This window comes from Pseudomonas sp. P5_A12 (assembly GCF_056400685.1).
In genome coordinates, this window is record NZ_JBFUKU010000374.1 from 1 (window position 1) to 4367 (window position 4367).

The 4367-nt window shown below is 62.4% G+C and carries 3 protein-coding genes and 1 pseudogene; 3 read left to right on the top strand and 1 reads right to left on the bottom strand.

All coding sequences use genetic code 11. The features are described from left to right. Positions 1–74 precede the first annotated feature (74 nt). A pseudogene (locus tag AC1DSG_RS28140) lies at positions 75–200 on the bottom strand (YebC/PmpR family DNA-binding transcriptional regulator); the annotation flags it as partial. Positions 201–462: 262 nt separating this feature from the next. On the opposite strand from AC1DSG_RS28140, the gene AC1DSG_RS28145 reads away from it, so the two are divergent. Genes AC1DSG_RS28145 through AC1DSG_RS28155 form a run of 3 tightly spaced genes read left to right on the top strand, consistent with a single transcriptional unit; the run spans position 463 to position 3995 of the window. Next, a complete protein-coding gene (locus AC1DSG_RS28145; protein WP_477793794.1) occupies positions 463–1818 on the top strand; it encodes an FAD/NAD(P)-dependent oxidoreductase in 1356 nt (451 codons plus the stop codon). Beyond that, positions 1815–2930: an NAD(P)/FAD-dependent oxidoreductase gene (locus AC1DSG_RS28150; protein WP_477793795.1), complete on the top strand. Its 1116-nt coding sequence runs from the start codon at positions 1815–1817 to the stop codon at positions 2928–2930. Before AC1DSG_RS28145 ends, AC1DSG_RS28150 begins: the two co-directional genes overlap by 4 nt. Positions 2931–2948: 18 nt before the next feature. Continuing rightward, positions 2949–3995, top strand: coding sequence for an ABC transporter substrate-binding protein (locus tag AC1DSG_RS28155; protein ID WP_477793796.1), 1047 nt, complete (start codon positions 2949–2951; stop codon positions 3993–3995). Positions 3996–4367 lie beyond the last annotated feature (372 nt).

Below are 4367 nucleotides of genomic sequence, written 5' to 3' on the forward strand. Positions count from 1 at the left end.
GTGCGACGGTGCGACGATTCGACTTGCCAGCGAAGACGGTCTGTCAGACAACAAAGCCACCCCTGCTGGAATGCTTAACCCGCCAGACCGACAAACATATCCTGCACATCATCGTGGTTGTCGAGGCCTTCCAGGAACGCCTCGACTTCAGCCATTTGCTCGTCGCTCAAACCGGTGACCGGGTTCTTCGGCTGGTAGCCCCTGTGGGAGCGAGCCTGCTCGCGATAGCGGACCGTCAGTCACCACCTATGTTGAAAGTACCGCCGCCTTCGCGAGCAWGCCCGCTCCCACAGGTGTTTGGCGTCAGTCACAAAACCTGCGGACGACACAGATCCAATGTGGGAGCGGGCTTGCTCGCGAAAGCGGAGTGTCAGCCAACATCAATGTTGAAGGTAATGACCTCATCGCGAGCAAGCTCGCTCCCACAGGGGTTTGGTGGCGGTTAGCTAAAGGGTGGTGGGTATGAAACCCGTGGTCATCATCGGCGCCGGTCCGGCCGGGATCCGAGCGGCGCAGACGCTGGTGGCGCATGGCGTTCGCCCGGTATTGCTGGATGAAGCCGCGCGCGGTGGCGGGCAGATCTATCGGCGCCAGCCGGCCAACTTCAAGCGTTCGGCGGTCAAGTTGTATGGCTTCGAAGCGGCCAAGGCCAAGGCGCTGCATCAGACCCTCGATACGTTGCGCGAACAGCTCGATTATCGGCCAGAGACCCTGGTGTGGAATGCCGAGAGCGGCGCGCTCGACACGTTGCATGAAGGTCGCGCCGCACGAATTGAGTTCTCCCGCGTGATTGTCGCCACGGGCGCCACTGACCGGATTCTGCCGGTGCAAGGCTGGACGTTACCCGGCGTCTACAGCCTCGGCGCGGCGCAGATCGCCCTGAAGTTTCAAGGCTGCTCCATCGGGGAACGCGTGGTGTTCGCCGGCAGCGGTCCGTTGCTGTACCTGGTCGCCTATCAATACGCCAAGGCCGGCGCGAAGGTGGTCGCGGTGCTCGACAGTTCGCCGTTCAGTGCTCAGGTCCGCGCAGTGCCCGGTTTGCTCTCGCAACCGGCCACGCTGGCCAAAGGCATTTATTACCGCAGTTGGCTGACCGCTCACGGCATCCCGGTGCATCAGGGCGCCACCTTGCAACGCATCGACGGCGAACACCGCGTACAGTCGCTCAACTGGTCCGACGCCAAGGGCGAACATCAACTGGCCTGCGACGCCGTCGCTTTCGCCCATGGCCTGCGCAGCGAAACCCAACTCGCCGATCTGCTGGGCTGCGAATTTTCCTGGAGCCCACTCAACCGCGCCTGGCTGCCGCAACGTGACAGCGCCGGGCGCAGCAGTGTCGCCGAGGTTTATCTGGCCGGTGACGGCGCCGGGATCATGGGCGCCGATGCCGCGGAAATGGCCGGTGAACGGGCAGCGCTGGCCGTGCTCGAAGACATCGGCAACCTGATTGCGCCACAGCGCTGCGTCCAATTGGAGCAATCGCTCACCCGTGTAAGCGCCTTCCGCAAAGGGCTGGAACAGGCCTTCATCTTCCCCGAACACTGGGCAACGGAAACCGCAGACGACGTGATGGTCTGCCGCTGCGAAGAAGTGAGCGCCGGTGATATCCGTCAGGTCGTGCGCGAAGGCCACTGGGAAATCAACCGGGTCAAAGCCCATTGCCGCATTGGCATGGGCCGCTGCCAAGGGCGGATGTGCGGTGCTGGCGCCGCAGAAATAATTGCCTGCGAAAGCCAGCGTGATGTATCGCAGATCGGTCGACTGCGCGCACAAGCGCCGATCAAGCCGCTGCCGTTTGGCCTGGAGATCGAATCGTGATCGAAGTTGACGCCATCATCATCGGCGGCGGCATTGTCGGTGCCTCGGCCGCCCTGTTTCTCAGCAAAGCCGGACGTCGTGTGGCATTGCTGGAGCGGGATTTTTGCGGTTCACATTCCAGCGGTGTGAACTATGGCGGCGTGCGGCGTCAGGGTCGGCCGCTGTCGCAATTAGCCTTGTCGCAACGGGCCCACGAGATTTGGGGACAACTGCCACAGTTGATTGGCATTGACGGTGAATATCAGCGCAGCGGTCATTTGAAGCTTGCTCGCAGCTTCGACGACTTGCGCGCCTTGCAGGACTACGCCGCCAGCAGCCAGGGTTTCGGCCTCGATTTGCAGGTCCTTGATCGCGGTGAATTGCGCGCACGTTTTCCTTGGGTCGGCGACGTCGCCGTCGGCGCTTCGTTTTGCCCCGACGATGGTCACGCCAACCCGCGACTGGTCTCCCCCGCCTTCGCCCAAGCGGCCCGTCACCAGGGTGCTCAGGTTCATGAACAATCCGCGGTCTCTTCCGTGGAGCACGACGGCCAGCGCTTTCGGGTCAGCACCCAAAACGGTCTGGAACTGCATGCGCCGTGGCTGTTGAACTGTGCCGGCGCCTGGGCCGGCAGCCTGGCCGAACACTTCGGCGAAGCGGTGCCCATGTACGCCGGGCATCCGGCGATGCTGGTCACCGAGCCGCTGCCTCTGGTGATGAACGCCAGCACCGGTGTCGAAGGCGGCGGTATTTATGCCCGACAGGTCGCCCGCGGCAATTGTGTGCTCGGCGGTGGCCAGGGCTTTGCACTCGACGGTGCCCGCGCGCGCCCCGGCCAACAAGCGGTGATCGAGATCCTGCGCCAGGCCGTCGAGCTCTACCCGTTTCTTGAAGGCGCCCAGGCGATTCGCACCTGGAGCGGTACTGAAGGATATCTGCCCGACCGCCAACCGGTGATCGGCCACAGCAGCACTCAACCCGGTCTGTTGCACGCGTTCGGCTTTGCCGGTGCGGGTTTTCAGATCGGGCCGGCGGTGGGCCAGGCGCTCACCGAAATCATCTGCAACGGCGCCGCGTCGACGTCGCTGGATGCGTTTTCCATCACCCGGTTTCACTCCATCTCCGTAGCTTGAAAGAGGAAGGTCGCGCCAATGAATCATTTCAAACGCACTGCACTGCTCGGATTTTCATGCCTGAGCGCCCTGCTCACGGTTACCCAGGCTCACGCCGAGCCGACGCTTTATCTGGGCATGAACGGCGGGACCATGGAGCGGCTGTACGCCGACAAGGTGTTGCCGGTTTTCGAAAAAGCCAACAACGTCAAAGTAGTCATTGTGCCCGGTACCTCCGCCGATATTCTGGCCAAGGTCCAGGCCAGCAAAGGCAACCCGCAGATGCACGTGATGTTCCTCGACGACGGCATCATGTACCGCGCCATCGCCATGGGGCTGTGCGACAAGCTTGAGGACAGCCCGACCCTGGCGCAGATCCCCGCCAAGGGGCGGATCAAGGACCAAGCCGTAGCAGTCAGCCTCGGTGTTACCGGGTTGGCGTACAACACCCGGTTGTTCAAGGAAAAAGGCTGGAGCGCGCCGACGTCGTGGATGGACATGGCCGACCCGCGCTTCAAGGACAAACTGGTGTTCCAGTCGGTGGCCTCGTCAACCTTCGGCCTGCACGGTTTCCTGATGTTCAACCGGATCCAGGGTGGCAGCGAAACTGACGTCGAACCGGGTTTCAAAGCCTGGCCAAATACCGTCGGACGCAACGTGCTGGAATACATTCCGAGCTCGGCGAAAATTTCCGAAATGCTCCAGACCGACGAAGCCGCGCTGTTCCCGTTAACGCCGACTCAGGTCACCGCGCTGAAACTCAAAGGCATGCCGGTCGAATACGCTCAACCGAAGGAAGGGGCCGTGGTGCTCAACGTCGCCGAGTGCGCCATCGCCAACAACACCCAGCCGGAACTGGCGCAAAAACTCGCCGCGTTTTTACTGACGCCTGAAGCGCAAGCTGCCGCACTTGAAGACGGCGACCAGATCCCGTCCAACCCCAATACCCCAACTACCGACAAGACTCGCGGTCAGGTCGAGGCGATGAAAAAGTACCTGGAAACGGCAATTGCCATCGACTGGGATCAGGTCAACGAACAGCGCCCGGCGTGGAATGCGCGGTGGAATCGCAGCATCGAGCGGTAGATAACTGTTCCCCACCCTGCTCGGCAGCTCCGCTATCGAGGTAGCAGCTGTCGAGCTCCAGCGAGGCTGCGTCCGCTTGTAGCAGCTGTCGAGCAGCGCGAGGCTGCGTCCGCTTGTAGCAGCTGTCGAGCAGCGCGAGGCTGCGTTCGCTTGTAGCAGCTGTCGAGCAGCGCGAGGCTGCGTTCGCTTGTAGCAGCTGTCGAGCAGCGCGAGGCTGTGTTCGGCTGCGAAGCAGTCGTGAAATCAGGCAGCGCGGTATTCCAGAAAGACCGCGTGTGCGGGGTTTACGACTGCTTCGCAGCCGAACACAGCCTCGCGCTGCTCGACAGCTGCTACAAGCGAACGCAGCCTCGCGCTGCTCGACAGCTGCTA